At 68.6% G+C, this 22,263-nt stretch carries 24 protein-coding genes; 7 read left to right on the forward strand and 17 right to left on the reverse strand.

The features are described from left to right. Nucleotides 1–129 precede the first annotated feature (129 nt). The 3 genes from moeZ to AC069I_RS00380 all read right to left on the reverse strand — a co-directional run bounded on the left by moeZ (nt 130) and on the right by AC069I_RS00380 (nt 3,541). The gene (moeZ, locus tag AC069I_RS00370) at nt 130–1,308 is read right to left on the reverse strand and encodes an adenylyltransferase/sulfurtransferase MoeZ (protein WP_034313402.1); all 1,179 of its coding nucleotides are present in this window, start codon (nt 1,306–1,308) and stop codon (nt 130–132) included. A 118-nt stretch (nt 1,309–1,426) separates the two neighbouring features. Then, the gene (locus tag AC069I_RS00375; RefSeq protein WP_478228402.1) at nt 1,427–2,602 is read right to left on the reverse strand and encodes a DUF3152 domain-containing protein; all 1,176 of its coding nucleotides are present in this window, start codon (nt 2,600–2,602) and stop codon (nt 1,427–1,429) included. A gap of 81 nt (nt 2,603–2,683) precedes the next feature. Continuing rightward, nucleotides 2,684–3,541 carry an alpha/beta fold hydrolase gene (locus tag AC069I_RS00380; RefSeq protein ID WP_478228401.1) on the reverse strand — a complete coding sequence of 286 codons (858 nt, stop codon included), beginning with the start codon at nt 3,539–3,541 and terminating at the stop codon, nt 2,684–2,686. Nucleotides 3,542–3,862: 321 nt separating this feature from the next. On the opposite strand from AC069I_RS00380, the gene AC069I_RS00385 reads away from it, so the two are divergent. Next, nucleotides 3,863–4,486: a TetR/AcrR family transcriptional regulator gene (locus AC069I_RS00385; protein WP_125680286.1), complete on the forward strand. Its 624-nt coding sequence runs from the start codon at nt 3,863–3,865 to the stop codon at nt 4,484–4,486. A gap of 71 nt (nt 4,487–4,557) precedes the next feature. Here the strand turns inward: AC069I_RS00385 and AC069I_RS00390 are convergent, their stop codons facing one another. Together AC069I_RS00390 and AC069I_RS00395 are read right to left on the reverse strand one after the other, a co-directional pair. Continuing rightward, nucleotides 4,558–5,979: an amidohydrolase family protein gene (locus tag AC069I_RS00390; RefSeq protein WP_478234506.1), complete on the reverse strand. Its 1,422-nt coding sequence runs from the start codon at nt 5,977–5,979 to the stop codon at nt 4,558–4,560. A gap of 35 nt (nt 5,980–6,014) precedes the next feature. Beyond that, a complete protein-coding gene (locus AC069I_RS00395; protein ID WP_478264561.1) occupies nt 6,015–7,055 on the reverse strand; it encodes an amidohydrolase family protein in 1,041 nt (346 codons plus the stop codon). 166 nt (nt 7,056–7,221) lie between these two features. Between AC069I_RS00395 and AC069I_RS00400 the strand changes: the two genes are divergently transcribed. Then, nucleotides 7,222–7,758: a carboxymuconolactone decarboxylase family protein gene (locus AC069I_RS00400; RefSeq protein WP_478228398.1), complete on the forward strand. Its 537-nt coding sequence runs from the start codon at nt 7,222–7,224 to the stop codon at nt 7,756–7,758. A gap of 211 nt (nt 7,759–7,969) precedes the next feature. On the opposite strand, the gene AC069I_RS00405 is transcribed toward AC069I_RS00400, so the two are convergent. Both AC069I_RS00405 and AC069I_RS00410 read right to left on the reverse strand, forming a co-directional pair. After that, nucleotides 7,970–8,893, reverse strand: a complete 924-nt coding sequence (locus AC069I_RS00405; protein WP_340684424.1) for an alpha/beta fold hydrolase — start codon at nt 8,891–8,893, stop codon at nt 7,970–7,972. After that, entirely contained in the window at nt 8,890–9,798 is a 909-nt protein-coding gene (locus tag AC069I_RS00410; RefSeq protein ID WP_478228397.1) for an AurF N-oxygenase family protein, read from the reverse strand. Before AC069I_RS00410 ends, AC069I_RS00405 begins: the two co-directional genes overlap by 4 nt. Before the next feature lie 50 nt (nt 9,799–9,848). Here AC069I_RS00410 and AC069I_RS00415 point away from each other — a divergent pair, with 50 nt between their 5' ends. Further along, nucleotides 9,849–10,616, forward strand: coding sequence for a TetR/AcrR family transcriptional regulator (locus AC069I_RS00415; protein WP_457957897.1), 768 nt, complete (start codon nt 9,849–9,851; stop codon nt 10,614–10,616). Then, nucleotides 10,613–10,939 (forward strand): DUF4873 domain-containing protein, encoded by a 327-nt coding sequence (locus AC069I_RS00420; RefSeq protein WP_034313275.1) that lies wholly within the window; start codon nt 10,613–10,615, stop codon nt 10,937–10,939. The genes AC069I_RS00415 and AC069I_RS00420 overlap by 4 nt, the downstream gene beginning before the upstream one ends. A 55-nt stretch (nt 10,940–10,994) precedes the next feature. On the opposite strand, the gene AC069I_RS00425 is transcribed toward AC069I_RS00420, so the two are convergent. The 3 genes from AC069I_RS00425 to AC069I_RS00435 all read right to left on the reverse strand — a co-directional run bounded on the left by AC069I_RS00425 (nt 10,995) and on the right by AC069I_RS00435 (nt 13,334). Next, complete coding sequence (locus AC069I_RS00425) at nt 10,995–12,257, reverse strand: heparan-alpha-glucosaminide N-acetyltransferase domain-containing protein (RefSeq protein WP_478264562.1); 1,263 nt, start codon at nt 12,255–12,257, stop codon at nt 10,995–10,997. A 132-nt stretch (nt 12,258–12,389) separates the two neighbouring features. After that, nucleotides 12,390–12,620 (reverse strand): DUF3107 domain-containing protein, encoded by a 231-nt coding sequence (locus AC069I_RS00430; protein WP_005167610.1) that lies wholly within the window; start codon nt 12,618–12,620, stop codon nt 12,390–12,392. 60 nt (nt 12,621–12,680) lie between these two features. After that, a complete protein-coding gene (locus AC069I_RS00435; RefSeq protein WP_034313407.1) occupies nt 12,681–13,334 on the reverse strand; it encodes a ferritin-like fold-containing protein in 654 nt (217 codons plus the stop codon). A gap of 463 nt (nt 13,335–13,797) precedes the next feature. Between AC069I_RS00435 and AC069I_RS00440 the strand changes: the two genes are divergently transcribed. Both AC069I_RS00440 and AC069I_RS00445 read left to right on the forward strand, forming a co-directional pair. Beyond that, a complete protein-coding gene (locus tag AC069I_RS00440) occupies nt 13,798–15,396 on the forward strand; it encodes a DEAD/DEAH box helicase (RefSeq protein ID WP_478228467.1) in 1,599 nt (532 codons plus the stop codon). 132 nt (nt 15,397–15,528) lie between these two features. Further along, entirely contained in the window at nt 15,529–16,923 is a 1,395-nt protein-coding gene (locus AC069I_RS00445) for an Rv3212 family protein (RefSeq protein WP_478264563.1), read from the forward strand. A gap of 40 nt (nt 16,924–16,963) precedes the next feature. On the opposite strand, the gene AC069I_RS00450 is transcribed toward AC069I_RS00445, so the two are convergent. The 7 genes from AC069I_RS00450 to AC069I_RS00480 all read right to left on the reverse strand — a co-directional run bounded on the left by AC069I_RS00450 (nt 16,964) and on the right by AC069I_RS00480 (nt 21,495). Continuing rightward, a complete protein-coding gene (locus tag AC069I_RS00450; RefSeq protein ID WP_478264564.1) occupies nt 16,964–17,662 on the reverse strand; it encodes a hypothetical protein in 699 nt (232 codons plus the stop codon). Between the two features lie 115 nt (nt 17,663–17,777). Continuing rightward, nucleotides 17,778–18,116 carry a hypothetical protein gene (locus AC069I_RS00455; protein WP_478234500.1) on the reverse strand — a complete coding sequence of 113 codons (339 nt, stop codon included), beginning with the start codon at nt 18,114–18,116 and terminating at the stop codon, nt 17,778–17,780. Nucleotides 18,117–18,149: 33 nt separating this feature from the next. Beyond that, nucleotides 18,150–19,010, reverse strand: coding sequence for a RecB family exonuclease (locus AC069I_RS00460; protein ID WP_478228391.1), 861 nt, complete (start codon nt 19,008–19,010; stop codon nt 18,150–18,152). Nucleotides 19,011–19,207: 197 nt separating this feature from the next. Further along, on the reverse strand, nt 19,208–19,837 hold the full coding sequence (locus AC069I_RS00465; RefSeq protein ID WP_016331481.1) for a MarC family protein: 630 nt from the start codon (nt 19,835–19,837) through the stop codon (nt 19,208–19,210). Continuing rightward, nucleotides 19,834–20,697: a PHP domain-containing protein gene (locus AC069I_RS00470; RefSeq protein WP_219145857.1), complete on the reverse strand. Its 864-nt coding sequence runs from the start codon at nt 20,695–20,697 to the stop codon at nt 19,834–19,836. Before AC069I_RS00470 ends, AC069I_RS00465 begins: the two co-directional genes overlap by 4 nt. Nucleotides 20,698–20,748: 51 nt before the next feature. Then, on the reverse strand, nt 20,749–21,309 hold the full coding sequence (locus AC069I_RS00475) for a PH domain-containing protein (protein WP_034313292.1): 561 nt from the start codon (nt 21,307–21,309) through the stop codon (nt 20,749–20,751). Between the two features lie 24 nt (nt 21,310–21,333). Further along, a complete protein-coding gene (locus AC069I_RS00480; RefSeq protein ID WP_005167589.1) occupies nt 21,334–21,495 on the reverse strand; it encodes a hypothetical protein in 162 nt (53 codons plus the stop codon). Nucleotides 21,496–21,681: 186 nt separating this feature from the next. Here AC069I_RS00480 and AC069I_RS00485 point away from each other — a divergent pair, with 186 nt between their 5' ends. Next, a complete protein-coding gene (locus AC069I_RS00485) occupies nt 21,682–22,155 on the forward strand; it encodes an NUDIX hydrolase (protein WP_478264565.1) in 474 nt (157 codons plus the stop codon). Nucleotides 22,156–22,263 lie beyond the last annotated feature (108 nt).

Below are 22,263 nucleotides of genomic sequence, written 5' to 3' on the forward strand. Positions count from 1 at the left end.
TGCTACCGCCTCGGTGCCTGCGGATCCGCGAGGGGCCACTTCAGGGAGCCAGAGTCCGTGAAGGCCTCCTTCACTACCTTCAGAGTAGGCAAGGAGGCCTTCACGGCACTGCCACGCTTCCGCGACAGCTCAGTAAGTCGGCAAGCTCTGGTCGATCTGCCGCGCCCAGGCCAGCACGCCGCCCCCGAGGTGGGTCGCGTCCTTGAACCCGGCCTTGTGCAGCGCCGCGAGCGCCTCCGCCGAACGCGCACCCGACTTGCAGTGCAGCACGATCGGCTTGTCCTGCGGCAGTTCCGCCAGCGCTTCGCCCGAGAGGATCTTGTCCTTCGGGATCAGCGTCGCGCCCTTGATGTTCACGATCTCGTACTCGTGCGGCTCGCGGACGTCGATGAGGGCGAAGTTGTCGCCGTTGTCGAACTTGGCCTTGAGCTCCGCCGGAGTGATCGTGTGCCCCGAAGCGGCCGAAGCGGCTTCGTCGGACACAACACCACAGAACGCTTCGTAGTCGATGAGTTCGGTGATCTTCGGGGTCTCCGGATCCTTGCGGATCTTGACCTCGCGGTACTTCATCTCCAGCGCGTCGTAGCTGACGAGCCTGCCCAGCAGCGGCTCACCGATACCGGTGATCAGCTTGATCGCCTCGTTCACCATGATCGAGCCGATCGACGCGCACAGCACGCCCAGCACACCGCCCTCGGCGCACGACGGCACCATGCCGGGCGGCGGCGGCTCGGGGTAGAGGTCGCGGTAGTTGAGGCCCTTGCCGTTCGGCGCGTCCTCCCAGAACACGCTCGCCTGCCCCTCGAACCGGTAGATCGAGCCCCACACATAGGGCTTGCCGGTGAGCACGGCGGCGTCGTTGACCAGGTAGCGCGTCGCGAAGTTGTCGGTGCCGTCGAGGATGAGGTCGTACTGCTCGAACAGCTCCAGCGCGTTGGACGACTCGAGCCGGTCGGTGTGCAGGTGCACCTTGACGAACGGGTTGATCTCGGCGAGCGACTCCTGCGCGGACGCCGCCTTCAGCTTGCCGATGTCGGACTGGCCGTGGATGACCTGGCGGTGCAGGTTCGATTCGTCGACCTCGTCGAAGTCGACGATGCCGAGCGTGCCGACCCCGGCCGCGGCGAGGTACAGCAGCGCCGGGCTGCCGAGGCCGCCGGCACCGATGACCAGCACCTTGGCGTTCTTCAGCCGCTTCTGCCCGGTCATCCCGACGTCCGGGATGATCAGGTGACGGCTGTACCGGGCCACCTCTTCCTTGGTGAGCTCGGCGGCCGGCTCGACGAGCGGCGGCAGCGTGCCTGACATCGGGTCCTCCATCTCGCGTGGATCGCGGGTCGCATCCCAGTATCTACAACACGGAAAGGCCCGAACGCCTTCCCCTGTTCCAGACCCTGGGATATTCCAGTTGATGAGACGGCGCGGACTAAGGTGTCTGATTCGGCCAGGAGCCCGGCTTGCAGACCTTGCCGTCCGCGGGCACCTTGCCGCGGTCACCGCCGGGGAGATTGTTCAGCTGCGCCACGAAGTCGTTGGAGACGCCGAACGTCTGCTGCATCATCACCGGCGCGATCCCGCCGTTCTCCTTGCAGCCCACATGCTTTCCGCCGAGGGCATGCCCGACCTCGTGATTGATGGCGTACTGGCGATACCCGGTCATGTCGCTCTCGAAGGCCATCGCCCCCCGCACCCAGCGGGCGAGGTTGATCACCACGCGCTTGTCGAAGCTCGCGCGGTAACACGAGGTCTCGTAAGTGATCTGGAACATGCAGACGTCCGCGCGATGCGTCGTGTTCGGCGTGGTGAGGCTCACCCGGAAGCTGGGGTTCGGGTAGCTCGCATCGACGCGCTGGAGCGCCTTTTTGCCGTCCCACGTCCAGCTCTTGGGATTGGACAGGGTGCCCTCCACCATCGCGGCGAAGCTGTCGTCACCGCTGTAGCTGGCCGAATCGATACCGTCCTCGACTTCGACGGTGTACGTGTACAGCTGGCCCGTCCCGACCTTTTCGCCCTTGCCCGGCACCACGTGATAGGTGCCCTTGCCGGACTCGGTGAAGGGGCCGCCCTTGGGCAGGTCCGCGGTCGGGATCTTGAGGTCGACCGGTTTGGCCGGGTTCTCCGGGAGGACGTCGCCGCCCCCGTCCACACCGGCGCCCGGCTCGCCGCCGTTGCCGGCGGAACCGTCGGACCCATCGCCCGACGCGAGACTCGCCCCGTCCGTGGCGATCGGCTCGGGCGGGCCGGTGGCGGTGTTGAACACGACCAGCGCGGTGATCACCACGAGGATCGGCAGTGCGTACACGCGCCAGCCGTAGGTCTTGGCGAACTGACCGATGCCGCCTTTGCCCTTGCGTTTGGCGGTCTTCGCGACGCCGGGCTCGTGCGGCTTCCAGGAGGCGCTGAGCGGCTGGGCGCTGGTCCGGCGGCCACCGGGACGGTAGCGGTCCTCGTCGAGCCGCTGCGACGGCGGCGCCGTCGGCCGATACTGCCCGGTGCGCGGCGCGTCGGTGGTCCGGGGCTGGGCGCGCGGCGGACGACGGGCGGAGGCGGAGTACTGAGACCGCCGACCTTCGCCCTGCGCGCCTTGCTTTACCCGATCCACGCGCACCAGGGTGCCATAACCGAACTGTGATGTTGTGAGCGACCGGCGCTTCGCGAAGCGTGTCCCGCCCACCCGAATGGGCTACCAGGTGCCCGATTCGACCGATTCCCACATCCCCAAAACGGCCTTCGCTACGACATTCGGGCGTTCCATCTGCGCCACGTGGCCGGTTCGGGGAAGGACCAGCAACCGGGCGTGCGGAAGTAGCCGAGCGGTGCGCTCGGCGCGCCGGACGGAGATCACCCGGTCGTGCTGCCCCCACACGACGAGTGTCGGCGCGTCGACGGCCGGCGCGACCGCCCACAGCGACGCGGGCCCGCGGGCGGACCACGTCCGGAAGATGCCGAAGGTGCTGCGTGCCAGAGCGGGGGCGGCCCACTCGAAGGCGGCGCGAGCGCTGTGCTCCTCTTCGAGCTCGTCCAGCCTGCTTTCGGCGAAGCGGCTGGGATCGGCGAAGCACAGCTTGATGACCTGCATGGCACGTTCACGCGGACCGAGCGCGGCCAGCCGCCGTCGCACCCGCGGACCGATCAGTGGCAGGTACGCGAACGCCATCCGCGGGTCGGACAGCCGTTTCATGCTGGGCCGGAGATCCGGCATCGCGGGTGAGATCAGCGTCAGCGTCTTCACCAGCTCCGGGCGGCGGGCCGCGACGAGCAGCGCGACCGCGCCGCCCATCGAGTTGCCGAACAAGTGCACCGGCCCCGTTTCGAGGCTCTCGATGTGGCTCGCGACGATCTCGGCGTGCGAGTCGAGGCTGAAGTCGAACCTGTCGGGCGGCTCCGAGTAGCCGAAACCCGGCAAATCGACCGAGGTGCCTCCCGCTTGGGGCGCCAGCAACGCGGCGAGGTCGGTCCAGTTCGTGGACGAACCGCCGAGCCCGTGGACGTAGACGGCCGTCTCCGGGCCGCCCGGTGTCCGGCGGATGTGCAATTTCACCCCGGCGACACCTATTGTTTCCCCGGGCCAAGGGGGCGGCGCGGGGTCCAGTGACGGCAACGACCTGCGCGAAAGCGGCACGTGGGTCAGCGGCGGACGGCCCCCGGCGGCACGGGAAACTGGAGAAGACACAGCATCAAGGATGCCTGACCCTTGGCGGTCCGGCTGTACCGGCGAGTAATCTCGACCTCACTTCACGCGGTGGTGACCCCGCCCTGTGAAGCCCGCTCGACTGCGCTGATGAGTTCTCGGCGGTAAGGATTGCCTCGAACAAGGCTGATGCGTTCTCGGCGGAGACGAGTGCCTCGAACTGGAGGAACGATGACAGACATGGCGCGACTGCAGGCCCGAGGTGTCCGCCTGCCCAGAACGGAACGCCGCGCCCAGCTGCTGGCCGCCGCGCAGCGGGTGTTCGCCGCGAACGGATACCACGCCGCCGCGATGGACGAGATCGCCGAAGAGGCCGGAGTCAGCAAGCCGGTCCTCTACCAGCATTTCCCCGGCAAGCTCGACCTCTACATCGCGCTGCTGGAGAGCCACGTCGACGAACTGGTGCGGCGGGTCAAGGACGCGCTCGACTCCACGACGGACAACAAGCAGCGCGTGCCGGCGACCGTCGGCGCGTTCTTCGACTTCGTCAACAACGACGCCGGCGCGTTCCGCATGGTCTTCGAGTCCGACCTGCGCGGCGAGCCCGCCGTGCAGGAGGCGGTGGACCGGGCGACGTCGGCCAGCGTCGACGCGATCACCGAGACCATCACCGCCGACGCGGGCCTCGACGAGGACAAGGCCCGGCTGCTCGCCGTCGGCCTCGTGGGCCTCTCGCAGGTCAGCGCGCGGTTCTGGCTGGCGCACCACAAGTCGATGAGCCGCGAAGAGGCCGTCGCCCTCACCGCCAACCTCGCCTGGCGGGGCATCGGCGGTGGCTTCCCGCTGCAGCACTGACCCGCGTTTCGTCCTCTGAATGCGGTCCTTGCGCGTGCAACTACCGCATTCAGAGGACGAAATGCGTGAGGTTACTGGGGTAGGAGCTTCTTCAGGCGGTCGGCGGCAAGCTGGGCGTCGGCGACGACCTTCGCGGTGTCGATGCCGACGACGCGTCCTTCGCGCTTGAGGGCGCGGCCGTCGACGAACACCCACGAGACGTTCGCGGGCTGGGTGTTGAAGACCAGCTGATTCACCCAGTCCACCTTCGGCGCGAAGTTGACCGCCTGGGCGTCGACCAACTGGAGATCCGCCCGCTTGCCCGGCGTCAGCGACCCGATCTCCTTGTCCATCCCCAGCGCTTCCGCGCCACCGAGGGTCGCCATACGCAGGACGTCCGCCGTGGTCGGGTAGACCGCCGGATCCGTCGTGGTCGCCCGCTGGAGACCGACGGCCGCGCGCATCACGTTGAACATGTCGCTCGTGTCGTTCGTGCCGCCGTCGAGGCCGAGCCCGACCTTCATGTTCCGCTTCTTCATCTCCGGCAGCCGGATCACCCCCGACGCGAGGCGCATGTTCGACAGCGGGTTGTGCGCCACGCTGACCCCGGCGGCCGCGAGCTCGTCGAGGTCTGCGTCGGTGGTCTGGATGACGTGGTTCGCCACCAGCCCGGGGTGCAGCGCGTTCGCCCGCCGGAGCGCGTCCATCTGCCCCGCGGTCAGATCGGCCTTCGATTCGAGCAGGTGCACGTTCAGCGAGACGCCGAGTTCGCGCGCGAGCTTCTCCGACGCCTCGACGCTCGGGAAGTTCCCCGTGGACGGATGAGTGCCGATCTGCAGGCGTGCCAACGGGTTCGGGTCGATGACCTCGCGCTTCACGCGGCGGATCTCGTTCTGCAGCGCGGGATCGGTGGTGCCGTTGTAGGAGTAGAGGAACCGCAGCTTCGACTCGCCGAGCGCGCGGAGACCGCCCTTGGCGAAGTCGGTGTTGAACGCGTGCGACCAGTCGGTGACCGTGGTGATGCCGGTCGAGACGACGTCGGCCGCGGCGAGTTTCGTTCCCGCGTACGCGTCCGCGTCGGTCACGGGCGCGCGGTACAACGGGATGACGCATTTGCCGAGCCAGCCGATGAGTTCCTTGTCGGCCGCGCAGCCGCGGATGAGCGACTGCCACAGGTGGTTGTGCAGGTCGACGAATCCGGGCAGCACGATCTTGCCGCGGCCGTCGACGACCTTCGCGGAGCCCGCGTCGAGGTCCTTGCCGACCTGCTTGATCTTGGTGCCTTCCAGCACGACGTCGGCGTCGGCGAGGGCGCCGAGCGGTCCTTCGCCGAGGCTGGGATCCATGGTGAGCACCATCGAGGCGTCACGGATGACGACACGGCCGGCCCCGGCGAACTCGGCGTCGCTCCCGGCTTCGGTGGTCTCACCGCCGAGGTTCGTGAGCAGGGCCGCGCCGAGGACCACGGCGAGGGTGAGGGTGAAGACGGACAGAATCGATCCACGCTGTTTCATCGTTTCAACTCCCCAGTCGATTCGATCACGTTAGCTCACCTGACGCGGACGCCCCGCAAAACGACCGCGACGGGATGCTCCAGCTGTCCGAGGTCTTCGCGCGGATCCTCCGCGTAGACGACGGCGTCGGCGGGCGCGCCCGGCACCAGCCCGGGCAACCCCAGGTACTCGCGCGCGGCCCACGAGCCCGCGGCGAGGGCGTGATGCGGTCGCAGCCCCGCCTCCGCCAGTGCGCGGATTTCGTCGCCGACACGACCATGCGGCCGGGAATCCGTACCGGCGAGGATCTTCACGCCTGCCTCGGCCGCCGCCACGACCAGCGCGGGATGCGCCTCCGCCCCGCCGACGAACCAGCGTTTCCGCGGGGTGTCCTCGCGGTCCCGCGCCCTCCCCAGCGCCGCCTGGAACACCGAAAGCGTCGGTGTGAGCGCGGTGCCGCGGGCCGCCATGTCCGGCAGATAGCCGGGGTCGAGCCACATTCCGTGTTCGACGGAATCGACTCCGGCGGCCACCGCGGCTTCGCCTCCGGCGGCGTGCTGCGAGTGCACCGCGAGACGCCCGCCCGCCGCGTGCACCGCCTCGACGACCGCGGTCAGGACGTCGGACGGCACGGCGTCGTCCCCGGGCTGCCAGTCGGCGATGACCTTGGCCCAGCCAGTGCGTTTCGCCTGCTCCGCGGCGAGCGCGGGAAGCTCCGCGTGCGTGGCGCGGCGACCCCAGCCGTCGAAGAACTCGCCGTGCTGGGCGATCCACGGTCCGGCGTGCACCGCGCGGGGCAGCCCGGGTTCGGCACCGAACCACTCGGGCTGCTCACCGGGCAGCCCCGGCGAACGGATCATCGTGACCCCGGCGTCGACGTGCCGGTGCAGATCGGCACGCAGGATTTCGTCGTCCATCGGATCGCCGGGCTCTTCGGCTCCGGGATGGGTGTGGGCGTCGACGAGCCCCGGCAGGAGCCAGCCTTCGGCCACCAGCTCCGCGCCCGGAACCGGATCGGACGTCCAGCGGTCGCCGTCGGCGTACAAATCGACGTACTCGCCATCGGGAAGCGCGCGCCCACGGACTCTGGCGATCACGGTGTCCCCCTCGTGAGTGTTCGTCCCGACTCAACCACGGACGGCGCCCTCGCGAGAAGAGCAGGGGACCTTTGCTACCGCTTTTGATCCATCCAGCGGCACCGGTCCTGGCCGGATCTCGGCTATGAATCGAGCGATCACGTCACCGATCCGCGAGGAGTCACCCATGCCCCACATCGCGCTCGACGAGAACCTGCCCGGTATCACGGCTTTGTTCGCCTACCGGCCGGAGACGGCCGCGCCGCTCGGGCAACTCGCCGAGGTCCTGCTTCGCGGTCCGAGCAGCCTCAGCGTGGGCGAGCGCGAACTGATCGGCGCGGTCGTCTCGCGCGGCAACGACTGCACGTTCTGCTCACGCAGTCACGCCGCCGTCGCCGCCGAAGCGCTCGAAGGTGGCATGCCGGTCGTCGAAGCGGCTTGGAAGGACGTCGACGGCGCACCTGTGTCGGCGAAGGTGAAGGCGCTTCTGCACGTCGCGCTCGCGGTCCGGGAAAGCGGGAAATCCGTGGGCGAAGACCTGATCGAGATGGCCCGCGCGGAGGGCGCTACGGACGTCGAAATCCACGACACGGTCCTGATCGCGGCTGCCTTCTGTATGTTCAACCGCTACGTCGACGGGCTGGCCACCCTCGCCGTCGACGACCAGGACGCCTACCGGGAGACCGGTGTCCGTCTCCTTGAGCACGGGTACACGAACCTCTGAGTGGAGCAAGGGACCTTTGCTACCGCCGGGCTCGCATCCCCACGTCGCGAAAGCCACTTTCGCGACGCCTGATGTCCCGAAAGTGGCTTTCGCGTCATCCTCAAGCGCCCTACCCGAGCCCCTGACCTGCGAGAAGAGAGCAAGGGACCTTTGCTCCCACTTGTCTCAATGTCGAGAGAAGCGGTAGCAAAGGTCCCTTGCTCCCCTTATTTCAGACCCTCGCGGCGCGGCGGACGAGGGCGGCGATGCGGTCCGAAACCTCTTGCGCCCGTTCCTGCGGGAGCATGTGCCCGGCGCCCGGATAGCGCACGAACTCCGCCTCCGGCAGCTCGTCGGCGATGACCTTGGCGTGCGGCGGCGGGCAGAGCCGGTCCCGCTCCCCCGCGAGCACGACCACCGGTTTGCCCTGCAGCGCCGCCAGCGTGACCCGGCAGTCGTGCCGCGAGATCGCGTCCTGGAAACCCGCGACGCTCGCCGGATGCGCGCACAGCAGCTGTTCGGCGACCGAGTCCACGTCGGCCCGAGCGGGCCGCCGCCCGAAGACGAGCAGCCGAGCACCCGGCCGCACCACCGACAGCGGCAGCGGCAAGGCGTCACGGCGGTTCTTCGCGAGCAGCTTCGCGAGCCTCCGTTCGAACCTCGCCGCGCCGCTGCCCGCGATCCCCGGCAAGCCGAGGGTGATCCGGTCCATCTCACCGGACGATGTGGCGACGAACGCGACCCCTGCGACGCGCCGGGCCACGAGATCGGGATGTCTGCGGGAAAGCTCCATGATCGTCATACCGCCCATGGAGTGCCCGGCGAGCACGAGCGGTCCGTTCGGGACGCGGTCTTCGATCAGCTCGGCGAGGTCGTCCGCGAGGGTCGCGATCGTGGCCGTCCCCGGTTTCGCCGGCGCGGAGCCGCCGTGGCCGCGCAGGTCGTAGCGCAGGGTCCGGACGGAGTCCCCGAGCCGCGACGCCACGCCGTCCCAGGTCCGGTGGTCCTGTGTCCAGCCGTGCACGAGCACCAGCGTGAGTTCGGAGTCGGCGGGGCCGCTCGTCTCGACGTGCAGGGCGGTGCCGTCGCCCGTCACGAACCGGTGTTCCCGCGACGGGTCCCACGAGACGGCGTCGCGCTGCTTGACGCTCCTCATCGCTTCCCCGGCAACAGGAAGGACTTGCGCCAGAAGTACATGCCCGGCTTGCCGACCAGACCGGATTCCTGCAGGAACGGCATGATCTTCTCGCCCGCCCACTGGATGCTTTCGCGCCAGTTGGGGTTGTTCAGCGCGGCTTCGACGCCGTCTCGCGGACGGATGCCGACGGCCTTGTAGACGTTCGGGTTGATGAAGGCCCGCGTCACGAAGTACGAAATGAGCGCGATGATGAACTGCTGGTAGAGGATTTCCTTTTTCGACAGTTTCGCCATCCCGCGAGTCACCTCTTCGCGGGCGAAAGTGACGTGCCGGGCCTCTTCGAGCACGTGGATCCGGTTCACCATGCGCACCAGCGGCTGGATCTCCGGGTCGTTCATCTGCTCGCGCTGAAGCCGGTCGAGTACCTCTTCGGCGACGAGGATCGCGCCGTAGCGCGCGGGGCCGTAGCTGATCGTCGGCATCAGTTTCGCCAGCCGCCGCAACCACGGCACCGGCCCGTAGGACGGGCAGCCGATCCGCGAAGCCATCCGCGCGAACATCGTCGAGTGACGGCATTCGTCCGCGATCTCGGTCAACGCGTACTGGGCGTGCGAGCTGGTCGGGTCCTCTTCGTAGACCTCCTTGAGCAGCATCTGCATCAGGAGGATTTCGAACCACAGCCCCGTCGTGGCGACGCTCGCGACTTCGTGCTTTCCGAGTTCGATGCGCTGCTCTTCGGACAGCGAGTCCCACAACTCGGTGCCGTAGAGCGAAGAACGGTGAGCCGGGATGAAGCGCTTCCCGTCGACGAGCGGGGCGTTCCAGTCGATGTCGACGTCGGGATCGTAGAACTTGTTCGCGGAGGACTTGAGCAGCCGCTCGGCCGTCTTCTCCCGGTCTGTTTCCTTCAGCGCCCGCGTCATTGCCGACACACCCCTATCTGTAACTCGTGGTAACAGTTACCTCTGGTAGCATGACCGGGGTGATCGAACGTGTCAAGCGCAACAGCAAGCAGTCGAGCAAGCACCCCACGGCGGGTGAGGCCGACACGGGTGATGCCCGTCGTGACCGCTGGCGCAAGCACCGGATCGCGCGCCGCGCGGAGTTCGTCGAGGCCGCCCTGCGCGCGCTCGACACCCACGGGCCGGACCTCGGCATGGAAGACGTCGCCGCCGAAGCGGGTGTCACGAAACCCGTGCTGTACCGGCACTTCGACGACAAGGCGGATCTGTACGTCGCGCTCGGGCAGCGCGGCACGGAGATCCTCTTCCAGCGGCTGATCCCGGCCATCAACTCCGAACTCGCCCCGGTCCCCCGGATCCGGATGGCGCTCGACGCGTTCTTCAGCGTCATCGAGGAGCACCCCAACCTGTACCGACTGCTCGCGCGCGGCGGCCTTCAGGAGAAGGTGGTCGTCAAGGCCGACGTCGTCGCCGAAGACAAGGAACTGATCGCCACCGCGCTGACCGCGCTGCTCGGCGACTACATGCGGATGTTCAACATGGACTCCGGCGCCGCCGAACCGTGGGCGCACGGCATCGTCGGCATGGTGCAGAGCACCGGCGAATGGTGGCTGGACCGGCGCTCGATGGGCCGCGACAGCGTCGTCGAGTACCTGACGCAGATCATCTGGGCCGCGATCGACGGCCTCTCCCGGCAGCAGGGCATCGTCATCGACCCGAACCTGCCGCTCGAAGAGAACAAGGTCGTCCAGATGCGGAAGGAATCGGAGGCACAATGAGCGAGCACGACGAAGACGGTTACTCCGGCGAAGCGGTCCTCGTGATCGACGGGACCGAGATCGCGACCACGGTCGACCTGAGGGGCTACTTCCAGCCCATCGACGGGTACTACCGCTGGTACGGCCGCGTCGCCACCAACGAGCAGGTGTCCGCGGCCGCCGGCGGCAAGAAGACCGCCGTCGAGATCCGCGCGGGCGAGTACAGCGCGAAGGGCGAACTCTCCGACCCGGACCCGTGGGACCGCTACCGCATCATGGGCACCAGCACGCCGCCCTTCCACGTGCCGACCTCGCTGGAAGAACTGAACGAACTCAACGCCTGACTCGTGAGTGGTAAGGACGGTTAGAACCGTCCTTACCACTCACGAGCCGCAGAACTCAGCCCTGCCGTTGAGCGGGCACCCGAGTACGCGGCACCACGTACTTCGGCCAGCTCGACAGCTTGTTCATCGCCCATTCCAGCGGCCCGCGCCCGACGAACTTCCGCCACAGCACCGCCGCGGTCAGGGCGACCACCGAGAACTCGACGAAGTGCAGCACGCTGAAGATCGAGTCGCCGTCGCTCTCGTCCCACAGCAGCGCGATCGCCACGAAATGCAGCACGTACGCGCTGAGCACCCGCCCGCCCAGATCCGAAAGCGGCCGCAGCACGCGTTCGAACCTCGGCATCAGCAGCTGGCAGCCGCCGATCACCGCCGCCGCGATCCCGATCGAGATCAGCAGGTCGAACGGCGTGTACGAGGTCCCCGTCGGCAGTAGTTCCCAGGCCCAGCTGGTGGTCGGCGGCGTGCCGTGGATCCAGGTCTGGTGGAGCCGGAGGAATTCCGGCGGCGTCATCCCCATCTGCGCGGCGGCCGGTTCCAGCGAGCGGTAGACGGCCTGCATGCCGCCGAGCGGCCCGGTCGCGATCCAGGACACGACGTACCCGCCCACCGCGAGCGCCGATCCGCCGAAGAACAGCCGCCGGCACACGCTGCGCGAGGTCAGGTCCATCCGCCCGATCGCCATCCCGGCGAACACGTACGCCATCAGCGTCAACGCGGGGAACGTCCCGGTCAGGACGAGGACGGTCGCGGCCTTCAGCAGTCCGGTCGACGTGACGTCGTCCGCGGTCAGGTCCGGCGCGAAGAAGAGCAGGTCGCGGGGCAGCAGTTGCGCCCTGATCAGATGCGAGAGCAGCGGGCCCGCCACGGCGACGACGACCGCCGCGATCGCCAGCGCCTTCGCGCCAGCGCGCAGCCACGGGATCGCGAAGAGGAAACAGGCCCCGTAGTAGGCCAGGATCACCATGTAGCCGGTCTCGAGGCTGGTCAGCCACAGCCCCAGCGCCACCAAGAGCGGGGCGCGGGTCGCCAGTTTGAGTGCGACGCGGGTCCGGTCGCGGCCCTGTTTGGGACGGCGTCCGCCGGACATCAGCGCGATCGAGACCCCGGCCAGCACCGCGAACAACGCCGCGGAATGGCCTTCGAACGGTTTGAACAGCACCCCGAAGCCGCCTTTGGCGGGATCAGGGCCGACATGCACCGCGTACATGCCGAGTACGGCCAGGCCACGGGCGACGTCGATACCGGTCAGCCGCCCCGCGACCCGTTTGCCTTGCTCGGGAACAGTGCGCGCGCCGTCGACCAACGCGGGGTCCATCACAGTGACGCCGTCCACCTCATTTCTCGGCTAGCCCCCTGCCGTCCCCGCCTTAGCGTGACGATCAAATCTGAGAGCTGGCTGAGACGCGGCGGTGACGCCACTGTGACATCCGACTACAACCCGATCGGGTTAGCCACCCACAGCGAAGCCGACCTTGCGAACATCCGACGGCGCGATCTCGACGTAGGCGATCCGGTCGGTGGGCACGATGTACTTACGGCCCTTTTCGTCGTCGAGGCGGAAGATCCCGTCGCCGGCCCTCAAGGCGTTCGCGACCAGTTCCTCGACCTCGTCGGGCGACTGGCTGCTGGACACCACGAGCTCCCGCGGCGTGTCCTTGATGCCGATCTTGACCTCCACGTGGGACCTCCGCTTGAAAGTTCGGAAATTACTGGTGCGCCAAGGCTAGCCGAAGAGACGTCAGCCGAGCCCCAGCACCTGCATGCGTTTGGTGTGCCCCTGCTGCAACCGGCGGAACAGCGCGGCGATTCCCGAAAGGTCGCCAGAGCCCTCGACGATCAGCTCGGCGAGCCCATCCCGCTCGGCGACGACGTACTGGGCCTGCGTCAACGCCTCGCCCAGCAGGCGGCGGCCCCACAGCGCGAGCTTGTCCCGCGCCTTCGGGTCGGCCTCGATACCGGCCGCGACTTCGCGCTCGGCGAACGCGGAATGCCCCGTGTCGGCGAGCACGGTGAGCACCAGATCCTTGGTCTCGGGATCGAGCCAGCTGGCCATCTCGCGGTAGAGATCCGCCGCGAGCCCGTCGCCGACGTAGGCCTTCACCAGGGACTCGAGCCACGAACGCGGCGCCGTGGAGGCGTGCCAGGCGTCGATGTGCCCGACGAACGGCCGCATCGCGTCCTCGATCGCGACGCCGTGCCCCGCGAGATGCTTGGTGAGCAGGTCGTAGTGCCCGATCTCGGCGGCCGCCATGGACGCCAGCGCGGCCCGGCCCGACAGCGTCGGCGCGGTGCGCGCGTCCTCGGCCATGCGATCGAATGCGGACAATTCCCCATAGGCGAGTACGCCGAGCAAATCGACTACGCCCTCACTGATCTGCTTTGCCTCCGTCACGGCGGAAAGGGTATCGCCGAACACACCTCCGGGGCGGTGAAGAGACCGATCCCACCCCGCCCGGCGCGCCGGGGGGTATCGAAAAACCGCAGATCAGGTAAACTGGCCGCCGGATACGACGGATCTTCCGTCCCGGATCGGGGCGCCGCTGCGGCTGAAGGACAGCCGGTGTGGCCCCGGTCAGCACAAGAATGATGTGCGTGCACGCCATCCTGCGGCATTCCCACGAAGGGCCGCTCCAGCGCCAGTAGCGCGGAGCCCGAGCGAATTTTCGTGGTCGAGTGTCGATCGGTGACCAGGGCAGTGCGCGCTGGTCACGAGAGAGGCGAGCACCCTGACCACGAACGAAACCACAACCGAAGAGCACACCACCACCGGCGTCCCGGAGGCCGTCGCGCTGGAGCACAGCGAGACAGGCCCGGCGACGTTGGACACGTCGCACCCGCTGCAGGCGGGCGCGCCGGTGGAGGCCGAATCCCCCACCTTCGCCTCCTTCGGCGTCAAGCCGGAGATCGTGAAGGCCCTCAGCGAGGCCGGGATCGAGCGCACCTTCGCCATCCAGGCCCTGACGCTGCCGCTGGCCATGGCGGGCGACGACCTCATCGGCCAGGCCCGTACGGGCATGGGCAAGACGCTGGGCTTCGGTGTCCCGCTGCTGCACCGCGTCGAGGTCCCCGGCGACGGCACCCCGCAGGTGCTGGTCGTCGTGCCGACCCGTGAGCTGTGCATCCAGGTCGCGAACGACCTCAAGGGCGCGGGCAAGCACCTCGGCATCCGCACGCTGGCCATCTACGGCGGCCGCCCCTACGAGCCGCAGATCGAGGCCCTCCGCAAGGGCGTCGACGTCGTCATCGGCACGCCCGGCCGCCTGCTGGACCTGGCCGAGCAGCAGCACCTGGTGCTCGGCAAGATCCGCGGCCTGGTGCTGGATGAGGCCGACGAGATGCTCGACCTGGGCTTCCTGCCCGACATCGAGCGCATCCTGCGGATGGTCCCCGAAAAGCGCCAGACGATGCTGTTCTCGGCGACCATGCCGGGCCCGATCATCACGCTGGCCCGCACGTTCCTCACGCAGCCGACGCATATCCGCGCCGAGGAGAACGACGCAGGCGCCATCCACGAGCGCACCACCCAGTTCGTCTACCGGGCGCACTCGATGGACAAGCCCGAGCTGATCGCCCGCGCGCTGCAGGCCGGAGGCCGTGGCCTGACGATGATCTTCACCCGCACCAAGCGCACCGCGCAGAAGGTCGCCGACGAGCTCGTCGAGCGCGGCTTCGCGGCCGCCGCCGTGCACGGTGACCTCGGCCAGGGCGCCCGCGAGCAGGCGCTGCGCGCGTTCCGCTCCGGCAAGGTCGACGTGCTGGTCGCCACCGATGTCGCCGCCCGCGGTATCGACATCGACGACGTCACGCACGTGATCAACTACCAGACGCCGGAGGACGAGAAGACCTACGTCCACCGCATCGGCCGCACCGGCCGCGCCGGGCGCACCGGTGTCGCGATCACCCTCGTCGACTGGGACGAGGAGCCGCGCTGGAAGCTGATCTCCGACACCCTGGGCCTCGACATGCCCGAGCCGGTCGAGACGTACTCGTCGTCGAAGCACCTGTTCAGCGACCTCGGCATCCCGGAGGGCACCACCGGGCGCCTGCCGCTGTCGAAGCGCACCCGCGCCGGCCTTTCGGCCGAGGTCGAAGAGGACCTGGGCGGCAAGCGCCGCGGCCGTGGCCAGGGTCCGGCGAAGGACGAAGAAGCGCCTCGCAAACGCAACCGCACGCCGCGCAAGCGGACCCGTGGCGGGGCGAACGCGGCCGCCAAGATCGAGGCCGCCGACGCCGCCGCGAGTGCTTCCGCGGACAGCGCCGAAGGCCAGAGCGAAGCCGCTTCGGAGGGCCGCACGCGGACCCGTCGCCGTAGCCGCGGTGCCGCGAAGCCGAGCCCGGAGGTCAGCGGTCCGGCGGTCGAGAAGGAGGCAGGCGACAGCGCCGAGCGTCCGGCTCGCCGACGCCGCCGTCGCCGTCCCTCGGCGACTTCTGATACACCTGCGTCGGCAGACTGAGAGCTTCAGCCCGGCTGGCGGAGCTGAAGCCTTACTGTGGCACCAGCCACAAGTGTGAACCCGCCCCGGCCGAACGGCCCCGCGCGGGTTCACGGTAAGAACGCAGACCGCGACGTGGGGAGCTAGGGGCACGTGAGCGAACGCTGGGACGCCGCGCCGGACGACGAACCGGTGCGGCCCGTGTCCGCCGATCACGGCAGGCCGGACGGCGGTGAGCCGGAGGCGGCCGAAAACGCGATCGGCACGGAAGACGTGCTGGACGCCGATCCCGCCCACCCGGTGGCCGACGAGCCGCCGCTGGGCGGGAAACGCGCCCGGCGCTCGCCGTGGAACCGCACGCGGGATCGCGTGATCGCCGCGGCGATCGTCGTGGTCGTCGCGATCACCGGCGTGGTCGTCGGCGTGACCAGCGACAACGCGGCGACGGTCGCGCAGGTCGCCGCCACCCTGCCGCCGGGGCTCCCGCCCGCGCCGGCGCAGGTTCCCGGCTCCCTCAGCGAACTGTGGCAGGCACCGAGTTCCTCGACACCCGTCCCGATCGGCGAAGCCAACAGCGTCGTCACAGCGGACAAGGGCGAGGTACTCGGCCGGGACCCGTATACCGGCGATGTCCGGTGGCGCTACTCGCGCGACCTCGAACTGTGCACCGTCGCGCTCGCCGGGATCAAGGTGGACGCGGTGTACCGCAAGGACACCGGCTGCAGCGAGGTCACCCAGCTCGACGCGGGCACCGGGCGCCGCACGGCGCAGCGCAACGGGGACGCCGAACTCGGGACCAGGCTGGTCGTCGACGGATCGCACGTCACCACGACCGGCAAGAGATTGCTGAACACCTGGCGCGACGACCTGGTCAAGAGCATGGAGTACGGCCAGGTCCCCGCCATCGTGAACCCGGACAAGCAGCCGAGGACCGGCTGCACCTACGGCACAGTGGCCGCCGCGGCGGGCAAGATCGGTGTGATCGAGCGCTGCCCCGGCGACCCGGCCGACCGCTTCACCGTCTACCGCGCGACCAACGACGAAGCCGACGACCCGAAGGTCGACTACAGCACCGTGCTCGCGGGCAGGAACGCGAAGGTCATAGCGATGTCCGGCGATCTCGCGCTGATCGTGCTGCCCGAGCAGAAACTGCTCGTCATCTACGGCGGCGACGGCCTGCAGAAGTCGGCGTACCCACTCGACGTGCCCGACGCGGACATCGCGCAGGATCCGGTGGGTGGCGTCATGACGACCTCGTGGACCGCGGAAGGCGTCTACTGGTTCACCGGCTCGAAGACCATGGCGTTCTCACGGGACGACCTCACGCCGCGCTGGACGCTGAACAACTCCACCGGCCCCGGGGTGACCTTCGGGGAGCAGCTGGTCGTGCCGATCCAGGGCGGGCTCGCCGTGCTCGACGAGACGACCGGCGCCACGATCCGCACCGTCGGCGTCGACAGGCGCGGCTACACCGGCCCGGTGCTGCTTTCCTCGGTCGGGCCGGTGCTGCTGGAGCAACGCGGCCCCACCCTCGTCGCCCTCAAGTGACCGGCAGGCGGTAGCAAAGGTCCCTTGCTCCCGCCGGCCGTCATCGCGTCGTCGAAGTCCTGGAAGTACGCAGCCTGCTGACTTCCTTCCAGCACCACTTGCCGCCTTCGCTGGCGAGCGTGCCGGTGGCGGTGCCCTGCCGCCCCGCGACGCTCAGCGTGACGGCGACCGTGTACTTGGTCTCGGAGACCTTCGTGACCGCGCCGAGCGAAGCGTCCGACGCTTCGCTGACCCGATCGATGATCTGGTCGATGTCCTTTTCGGCGTTCCCGCACTTGAGCGCCGTCAACGCCGCCCTGTCGTGGGCGTTGATGCCGTCGATGATCGCCTGCGCGGTCCCTTCCGGGCCTGCCGCCTTTTCGGCCTTGTCGTCGCTGAGGAAGAACCCGGGAGCGACGAACCCGGTGATACCCAGCGTGACCACCACCACGGCAGCGGCGGCGATGCCCACGATCAGGCCGGTCTTGTTGTTCTTCGGGGGCGCGGGCGGCCCGCCGAAGCCCTGGGGGTACTGCTGGTTCTGGCCGTACTGCTGCTGGCCGTAGCCGGGGTACTGCTGCTGCGGGTACGCGCCGCTCTGGTCGTAACCGCCCTGCGGGTACTGCTGCTGTCCCGGGTATTGCTGTTGCCCTGGGTACTGCTGTCCTGGGTACTGCTGCCCGCCCTGGTCGGGCTGCCCCGGGTACTGCTGCCCGCCCTGGCCGTGGTCGGGCTGTCCTGGCTGGGGTGGGTAGGTCATCAACAGTGCCCTTCGTCCTCGCTGCGGGACAGCGTGTTCATCTACGACATGCCCAGTGAGCCATAGTTTCGCAGGGACGGGACGTTTTTTCGGGCAATGGCACTTTCCTGCCGTGTCAGCTCCACCAGAACAGGCTGAGCGCGGCCGTCACGCTCACCACGACCACGAGACCGGCGCAGCCCGCGGCGCGGCCATTACGCGAGTCCGCGACCCGTTGTGCCAGCAAGGAGACGACCGCCGCGACCGGGTGGCCGATCAGCATCAGGAGCCCCGGCCCCGGCGCGCCGGTGAACAGGCAGAGCGAGGCGATCGCGACGACGCACACCGCCAGCACGGCCATCCCGGCCGCGAGCGCTCCGGTCAGCCCGCGCCAGAACCGGCCGCCTCCGGGCGTCGTGGGCTCGTCCGCGGGCGGCGGAGTGGTCGCGAGCTCTTCGGTGTCCGGTGACGACACGTCCTCGCCTGTCCAATCGTCGGGTTCGAGAATCTAGGGCGCCAGCAACTCCCACGGCTGAGCCGCGGGCCCGGCCTCCTGGCCTGCCGCGCAACTGGGCCGGAAGTCGCACCATGAGCAACGACGGCCAGGGCGCGCCGGGAACAACACGTCCTCGTCGCCGCCGGCGTCCAGGGTATCCGCTGCCAGCCGCAGGTCCCCGGCGGTCTCGTCGGCGCGTTGGAGATGCCGTTTCAGGCTCTCTTCGGTGTGCTCGGCGGCCGCGATGGTCCCGGTGGGCACGTGGTGCAGCTCGACCTGGTAGCACGGCGTCCGCAGCGTCCTGGCGGCCGCGACCGCGTACAGCGCCAAGGCCTGCGACGAACGCGCCTCGTACTCGTCCGGCTCGCGGCGGCCGGTCTTGTAGTCGATGATCACCAATTCGCGGCCGCGCTGGTCGATCCGGTCGGCGCGGCCCTCGATGATGAGGCTGGGCCCGCTGCCCGGCTCCAGCGTGACCGGCGCCGAAACCCAGCGCTCCAGCCCGACAGGATCGACGCTGACGTCGTTGTGCTCGACGTACTCCGCGACCCAGGCCTTGGCCCTGGCGCGGTACCGGGCGGCCTGGTCGGCGTCTTCGAACCCGGCGTCCTTCCAGTGTTCGGCGACGAGCGCCATCGCCCGCTGCGGCACGCGCTTGATCACCGGCAGGTCGAACAACGCCCGCAAAGCGTTGTGCACCACCGCACCCAGCGTGCTGTGCGCCCACGCGCCGGTGCGTGCCGGGGACGGACGGTCGAGATACGCCATGCGGTAGCGGCGCGGGCAATCTTCGAACGTCGCGAGGCGCGCGGGCGAGACCTTCGTCAGCTTGCGCGGCGCCTCGACGCCGAAGTCGAAACCAATCTGCTCCATCGGATCACCCCGCGCGCAACGCTACGCACCCCCACCGACACTTTTCGAGGGGATCCCCAGGAAGGGAGCAAGGGACCTTTGCTATCACCGGCGGCCGCGGTCCGTGAAGGCCTCCTTCACTACCTTCAGGGTAGGCAAGGAGGCCTTCACGACTCCGAGCGCGGGAGCAAGGGACCTTTGCTACCGCCCGCGGAACGTCACGTACCCGAGATGAAGCCCTTCACGGAGTTCGCCACCAGCTCGACCGCGATCGCCGCCAGCAGGAGACCGGCGATCTTCGCCAGCAGCGTGATCCCGCTTTCCTTGATCAGCCGGATGACCACACCCGAGTACCGCATGCACAGGTAAAGCACGAAGTGCACCGTCACGATCGAAAGCGCGAGAGCCACGTACGCGCCGACGTGCCCATCGGCCTGCCGGACGAAGACGATGGTCGCGGCGATTGCGCCCGGGCCGGCGAGCAGCGGTGTCCCGAGCGGCACGAGGGCGACGTTGACGTCGTCGCCCGCCGCCTCGGCCTCGCCGCCGGTCTTGCCGGTCAGCAGCTGAAGCGCGATGAGCAGCAGCAACAGCCCGCCCGCGCCCTGCAGCGCCGGGATCCCGATGCCGAGGTACGACAGGATCGCTTGTCCCGCGACGGCGAACAGCGAGATCACCAGCAAGGAGACCAGCACCGCCTGCCGCGCGGCCTTGGCGCGGAACGCGACCGATTTGCGGCCGGTCAGGCTCAGGAACACCGGCACCGTGCCGGGCGGGTCCATGATGACGATCAGCGTGATCGTCGCGCTCATGAACAGGCGCGCGTCGAAGAAGTCCGTGATCGTCACCGCGTCACGACCTGGTAGCCGGTCGACCGCGCGACGAGTTCTTCGAGCGCGAGCGGGTCGGTGGTCTCGTCGCCGAGATCGATGGTCTTGTTCGTGCCGTGGTAGTCGCTCGAACCGGTGCGCACGAGCCCCAGCTCCCCCGCCAGCCCGTGCAGCTGGACGCGGGTCTCCTCGTCGTGGTTCGGGTGATCGACCTCGACACCGGTGAGCCCGTGCCCGGCCAGCCCGGCGAGCACGTCGACGGTGATGGTCGCGCCGCGCGTGTAGGCGAAGGGGTGCGCGATGACGGTGACGCCGCCCGCCTCCGCGATCATGTCGATCGCGTCCTCCACGAGCGTGTCCTGCCGCGCCACGAAGTACCCGCTGCCGTTGCCGAGATAGCTCCCGAAGGCCTCGTTCACCGACGAGACGACGCCTGCCCGCACCAGGGCCTGCGCGAGATGCGGCCGCCCGGCCGAACCGTCCTCCGGCAGCAGCGACATGACCTCGTCGGGATCGACGGGGAGACCGTCGGCGGCCATCCGCTCCGCCATCACGCGCAGCCGCCACCGCCGCTCCGACCGGAGCCGGGTCTGTTCGGCGACGATCGACGGCGACGCCGGGTCGAAGAGGTACGCGAGCAGGTGGACGCTGATGTGCCGCCCGGTCACCGGATCGACGGAGATCGTGGACAGCTCGGCGCCGGGGACCAGGGTGAGTCCCGGCGGAAGTGCCTCGGCGGCCGGGGCCCAGCCGGCCGTGGTGTCGTGATCAGTGATCGCGACTACGTCGAGGCCCGCCTTCGCGGCGGCGGCGACCAGCCCGGCAGGGCTGTCGGTACCGTCGGAGGCGGTGGAGTGGGCGTGCAGGTCGATGCGCATCGCCGCTCAGTATCGACGATGCTCCAGGTCACAGCGACTCCGGGACCTGCGCTAACCGACTTTCTTCTTGCCGCGCGCCGCACGCTGCGCCTTGATCATCGAAAAGCGCTCGGCCTGCTTTTGCTTGTCGCCGAAGACGAGCTCGGAAATCGTGTCGTAGAACTCTTCCGGCTTCGGCAGGTAGTCGATGCGGTTCAGCGCCTGGATCTGACCGGCGGACTCGACCACCATGGTCCCGTACCCCATCATCCGGCCCCACGCCGAACGCTCGTAGGTGAGGTCGGTGACCTTGGTGATCGGCATCATCAGCACTTTCGTGGTGAAGACACCGGTGGTCATGACGAACCGCTTGTCCGTGACCACCAGGCGCTCGACCCACCACTCCATCACCACGTACGCGAAGCGCAGGATGATGAGCAACGCGGCATACCAGAGGATGTTCTGGATGACCCACGCGGCGGGCGGCAACAGGTAGGAGACCAGGACGCAGACGGCCAGCAACGCGGCCGTCTCGAAGGTTTCCCACAACAGCACAGCCCAGTGCCGGCGGATCCTGATGACCCGCCGCTCGGTGTCGAGGAGATACTCGTCTGGATCGCGTGGGGCGAACATACCGCTAGAGTATCCGCTCCCTCGCTAGCTGAAGACGTTGCTGACGAAGGTGATCACCGATTCGGCCGAGTCACGCAGGAAGCCGATGATGTTTCCCACGAGGCCCGCGGCCTGACCTGGCTGCGCGATCACGAAGAACAGCACCAACGCGATTCCTGCGAAAGTGAGGAGCTTTTTCGCGTTCACAGCGATCAATCCTGTCTCTTACGGTGACTGACTGCGGATACTGACCATTCATTTTGTACCGCACCTTCCACCGGCGCGGGAGGGAAGTCCCGCGCTTGGGTCAGCCGGCGAGGGGAAGTGTACCGTATGGCTACTCTCCGTGTACAGGACAGCCATTGTCAGGAAGCCCGCGTCTACCATTCGGGAATGAACACCGTTTCGGACAGCACCGTCCGCTGCGTAGGCGGCATCGTCCACGACGAGCTGGGGCGGATTCTGCTGATCCGGCGCGCGAATGAACCCGGACGTGGACTCTGGTCGGTCCCCGGCGGGCGGGTCGAACCAGGCGAAACGGACGAAGCGGCCGTCGTCCGGGAGATGCGCGAAGAGACCGGGCTCGACGTGATGCCGGGCACACTCGTCGGCACCGTCCGCCGCGGCCCGTATGACATCCACGATTACGCCTGCGCGGTCACCGGCGGCACTCTCCGTGCCGGGGACGACGCCACCGACGCCCGGTGGATCGACGCCGGAACCTTGATCGAACTCGACGAAGGCGGCCACTTGGCCGAACTCCTGTTCGTCACTCTCCGCGATTGGGGAGTGCTGCCGACCACCGTCTTGACACCCGTTTTGCCCAATTCGGCAAAAGACGCGGGGACAAAGCAGCGCAAGAAGTGAAAATTAGCCGTCCCGACACATTGCCGACACCGTGGTCGTGGGGGGGGGGTTGGGGTGGGAACCCAACCGCCCCCCCCCGAAACCCCGGACCCCCCCCAGGGCTGGAGA

The organism is Amycolatopsis sp. NPDC043885 (assembly GCF_056435685.1).

Excerpts from the sequence above, each read along its gene's own strand:
- moeZ (WP_034313402.1), bottom strand. The coding sequence starts at position 1,308 with ATGTCAGGCACGCTGCCGCCGCTCGTCGAGCCGGCCGCCGAGCTCACC.
- AC069I_RS00385 (WP_125680286.1), top strand. The coding sequence starts at position 3,863 with ATGACAGACATGGCGCGACTGCAGGCCCGAGGTGTCCGCCTGCCCAGA.
- AC069I_RS00390 (WP_478234506.1), bottom strand. The coding sequence starts at position 5,979 with ATGAAACAGCGTGGATCGATTCTGTCCGTCTTCACCCTCACCCTCGCC.
- AC069I_RS00400 (WP_478228398.1), top strand. The coding sequence starts at position 7,222 with ATGCCCCACATCGCGCTCGACGAGAACCTGCCCGGTATCACGGCTTTG.
- AC069I_RS00405 (WP_340684424.1), bottom strand. The coding sequence starts at position 8,893 with ATGAGGAGCGTCAAGCAGCGCGACGCCGTCTCGTGGGACCCGTCGCGG.
- AC069I_RS00410 (WP_478228397.1), bottom strand. The coding sequence starts at position 9,798 with ATGACGCGGGCGCTGAAGGAAACAGACCGGGAGAAGACGGCCGAGCGG.
- AC069I_RS00415 (WP_457957897.1), top strand. The coding sequence starts at position 9,849 with ATGACCGGGGTGATCGAACGTGTCAAGCGCAACAGCAAGCAGTCGAGC.
- AC069I_RS00420 (WP_034313275.1), top strand. The coding sequence starts at position 10,613 with ATGAGCGAGCACGACGAAGACGGTTACTCCGGCGAAGCGGTCCTCGTG.
- AC069I_RS00425 (WP_478264562.1), bottom strand. The coding sequence starts at position 12,257 with ATGGACCCCGCGTTGGTCGACGGCGCGCGCACTGTTCCCGAGCAAGGC.
- AC069I_RS00450 (WP_478264564.1), bottom strand. The coding sequence starts at position 17,662 with ATGACCTACCCACCCCAGCCAGGACAGCCCGACCACGGCCAGGGCGGG.
- AC069I_RS00460 (WP_478228391.1), bottom strand. The coding sequence starts at position 19,010 with ATGGAGCAGATTGGTTTCGACTTCGGCGTCGAGGCGCCGCGCAAGCTG.
- AC069I_RS00470 (WP_219145857.1), bottom strand. The coding sequence starts at position 20,697 with ATGCGCATCGACCTGCACGCCCACTCCACCGCCTCCGACGGTACCGAC.
- AC069I_RS00475 (WP_034313292.1), bottom strand. The coding sequence starts at position 21,309 with ATGTTCGCCCCACGCGATCCAGACGAGTATCTCCTCGACACCGAGCGG.
- AC069I_RS00485 (WP_478264565.1), top strand. The coding sequence starts at position 21,682 with ATGAACACCGTTTCGGACAGCACCGTCCGCTGCGTAGGCGGCATCGTC.